The 3,597-nt window shown below is 73.3% G+C and carries 2 protein-coding genes and 1 pseudogene; all 3 read left to right on the top strand.

Annotated elements, in window-relative coordinates; translation table 11 throughout:
- Window positions 1-426, top strand: a pseudogene (locus tag AB8Z75_RS32880) (dTMP kinase); the annotation flags it as partial.
- Window positions 427-607: 181 nt separating this feature from the next.
- Window positions 608-1,819, top strand: coding sequence for a DNA polymerase III subunit delta' (locus AB8Z75_RS32875; protein WP_369208468.1), 1,212 nt, complete (start codon window positions 608-610; stop codon window positions 1,817-1,819).
- Between the two features lie 131 nt (window positions 1,820-1,950).
- On the top strand, window positions 1,951-3,588 hold the full coding sequence (locus tag AB8Z75_RS32870; protein ID WP_369208466.1) for an alpha/beta hydrolase: 1,638 nt from the start codon (window positions 1,951-1,953) through the stop codon (window positions 3,586-3,588).
- The last annotated feature ends 9 nt before the right edge of the window (window positions 3,589-3,597 follow it).

Raw genomic sequence — 3,597 nt, 5'->3', positions numbered from 1 at the left:
GTGYCSGCCTCCGCCTCCGCGCCCGACGGCTCGGAGGCCGACACCGCGCAGATCCCGCAGGTGTCCGACCGGAACGAGCCCTCCGCCGCGGAGCCGGACGCCGAGGACACGGCACAGCTGCCGCGTCCCGCGGTGGCGCCTTCCGCCGAGGACGAGACGACGGTGCTGCCCAAGGTCTCCGAGGACGAGACGACGGTTCTGCCCAAGGTCTCCGAGGACGAGACGACCGTGCTGCCCAAGGTCTCCGAGGACGCGGGGGAGGACCGTACGCGGGAACTCCCCCAGGTCGAGGAGAACGGCCGCCCGCGCCCCTCCTGGGCGGAGGACATCCCCATGGACGACGCCCCCACGCTGGCGGACAAGCTCCTCGGTCCGCACGACGACCAGGACGACCAGGAAGAGGACGGCGACCAGCGCCGCCGATGACACTCCTGCCGGCTCCCGTGGCGCGCTGATCCCGGACGCGTCCGGACAGCGCTCCCGCAGCGCTGCGCTGATCCCGGACACCGTCCGGCCAGCGCAGCGCTGCGGGAGCCGGCGGAACCACCCCGCAGCGTGACGCTGGACGGTGTCCCGGGTGTCACAGGCATCCGGGACAATGGCTCGTATGGCGGTGTGGGACGACCTGGTGGGGCAGGACAGGGCGGTGGGGCAGCTGACGGCTGCCGCACGGGACGCCGACGCGTACGTGACGGCGGAGGCCGCGGAAGGCGGGTCGGCCAACCTCTCCGGTTCCGCGATGACCCACGCCTGGCTCTTCACAGGACCGCCGGGAGCGGGCCGCTCCCAGGCGGCTCGCGCGTTCGCGGGGGCGCTCCAGTGCGTCAGCCCGGACAGGGCGCTGGGCGGCAGCCCGGGGTGCGGTTTCTGCGAGGGCTGCCACACGACGATGGTCGGCACCCACGCGGACGTGACCGTCGTCCGTACGGACCTGCTGTCCATCGGCGTGAAGGAGACCCGTGCGCTGGTGCGGGAGGCCCAGATGTCGCCGGCGGGCGGACGCTGGCAGGTGATCGTCCTGGAGGACGCCGACCGCCTCACCGAGGGCGCGGGCAACGTCCTGCTGAAGGCCGTCGAGGAGCCCGCGCCGCGCACGGTGTGGCTGCTGTGCGCGCCGTCGACCGAGGACGTGCTGCCGACGATCCGGTCCCGCTGCCGTCACCTGGCGCTGCGCACACCCCCGGTGGACGCGGTCGCGGACCTGCTGATGCGGCGGGACGGCATCGACCCGGACATGGCCAGGTTCGCCGCACGGGCCACGCAGGGCCATATCGACCGCGCGCTGCGGCTGGCCACGGACGAGCGGGCCCGCGCCCGACGCCAGGCGGTGCTGAAGCTGCCGGCCCGCGTCGACGACGTGGGCAGCGCGCTGCGGGCCGCGCAGGAGCTGCTCGACGCCGCCGCCGAGGACGCCAAGCAGGTGGCCGAGGAGCTGGACGCCAAGGAGACGGAGGAACTGCGCACCGCACTCGGCGCCGCGGAGGGCAAGCGGCTGCCGCGCGGCACGGCGGGGGCGATGAAGGAGCTGGAGGACAAGCAGAAGCGGCGTGCGACCCGCACCCAGCGCGACTCCCTCGATGTGGCGCTCTCGGACCTGACGGCCTTCTACCGGGACGTGCTGGCCCGCCAGTTGGGCTCCTCGGTCGCCCTCGCACACGACGATCCGTCCGCGCCCGTCGACCGGCTCGTCACCACGTCGCGCCCCGAGCAGACGCTGCGCCGTATCGATGCGGTGATGGAGTGCCGCCGGGCACTGGACCGCAACGTGGCTCCACTGCTGGCGGTCGAGGCGATGGCGATGGCACTGCGAGCGGGCTGACGGCGTCAGGGCCGGCGCGTCAGCCCCTTGGTGCGCCAGGGGCTGACGCGCCAGGTGGGCCCGGCGGGCGGACGGGGCGACGCCACAGTGGGTAGGCTCGCGTGGACGTGCCGCGAGCGGAGGGATGCCCGATGAGTCAGCAGCCACCCGGCCCCCGAGCCCGTTCTGCGCCGGGGCCCCGCCGTGTGGCCGCGGCCGTCCTGGCGGTGACGGCTCTGGTGCTGTCCGGCTGCTCGTCTAAGGGCGGCTCCGACAGCCCGGGCTCGGACCCCTCAGCGGGCGGCACGCACGCGGGCGCCGACGCCCCGCCGCTCAAGCCGCTCTCGGCGCGGATCCCCGAGAACCTGCGCCCGTACTACGAACAGAAGCTGTCGTGGCGCAACTGCGGTATCGAAGGCTTCGAGTGCGCGTCGCTGCGGGTGCCGCTGGACTACGACGAACCCGGGGACGGCCCCGACGACACCGGGCACAGCGTGCGGCTGGCCGTCACCCGGTCGAAGCCGCAGGGCGGCGGAGGCCGGCCGAAGGGCGGGTCGCTGCACGTCAACCCGGGCGGCCCGGGCGGCTCGGCGATCGACTACGTGCAGCAGGCGGCGGGCCTCGCGTACCCGCCGAAGGTCCGCGAGCACTACACGCTGGTCGGCATGGACCCGCGTGGCGTCGGCCACAGCGAGCCCGTCGAATGCCTGAGCGACAAGCAGATGGACTCCTACACGCGCGTCGACCAGACCCCGGACTCCGAGAAGGAGACGGACGCGCTCACCGCCGCGTACGAGCGCTTCGCCAAGGGCTGCGAGAAGCGCTCGGGCAAGCTGCTGGGCCATGTCTCGACGACGGAAGCCGCCCGTGACATGGACGTCCTGCGCGGCGTACTCGGCGACAAGAAGCTCAACTACGTCGGAGCCTCCTACGGCACCTACCTGGGCGCCACGTACGCGGGCCTGTTCCCGAAGCGCTCCGGCCGCATGGTGCTGGACGGCGCCATGGACCCCTCCCTGTCGGCGCGCCGGGTCAACAAGGAACAGACCGCCGGCTTCGAGACGGCGTTCAAGGCGTTCGCCAAGGACTGCGTCGGCCAGTCCGACTGCCCCCTGGGCACCGGCAGCGTCAGCGAGGCGGGCGAAGCGCTGGGCGACTTCTTCGAAAAGGTGGACAGCAAGCCCCTGAAGACCGGCTCCTCGCGTCCCCTGACCGAGTCCCTGGCCACCACGGGTGTGATCCGCGCCATGTACGACGAGGGCTCCTGGCCCCAGCTGCGCGAGGCACTGGCGGCCGGCAAGAAGGGCGACGGAGCACCGCTCCTCGCCCTCTCCGACGACTACTACGAGCGCGGCCCCGACGGCGAGTACAGCAACATCATGTACGCCAACCCGGCCGTCAACTGCCTCGACGCACCCCCCGCCTTCTCCGACGCCGCCGCGGCCCGCAAGGCGGTCCCCTCCTTCGAGAAGGCCAGCCCCGTCTTCGGCCGCAACTTCGCCTGGGCGGCGCTGAACTGCGCGGAGTGGCCTGTGAAGCCCACGGGTGAACCCCACCGGATCGCCGCCAAGGGCGCCGACCCGATCGTCGTCGTCGGCACCACCCGCGACCCGGCCACCCCCTACCGCTGGGCGCAGGGCCTCGCGGGCCAGCTCTCCTCGGCCCGCCTGGTCACCTACGAGGGCGACGGCCACACCGCCTACCTGCGCGGCAGCGACTGCGTCGACTCCGCCGTCACCTCCTACCTCGTCCAGGGCAAACCCCCCAAGGACGGCACCACCTGCCACTGACCCCGGCCC

Source organism: Streptomyces sp. PU-14G (assembly GCF_041028275.1).
GTDB lineage: Bacteria > Actinomycetota > Actinomycetes > Streptomycetales > Streptomycetaceae > Streptomyces.
The sequence above is the reverse complement of the archived record's forward strand: the minus strand, read 5'-3'. Positions and strand labels throughout refer to the sequence as shown.

Bases quoted from the DNA above. Each gene is read 5' to 3' on its own strand.
- AB8Z75_RS32875 (WP_369208468.1), top strand. From the start codon at position 608: ATGGCGGTGTGGGACGACCTGGTGGGGCAGGACAGGGCGGTGGGGCAG.
- AB8Z75_RS32870 (WP_369208466.1), top strand. From the start codon at position 1,951: ATGAGTCAGCAGCCACCCGGCCCCCGAGCCCGTTCTGCGCCGGGGCCC.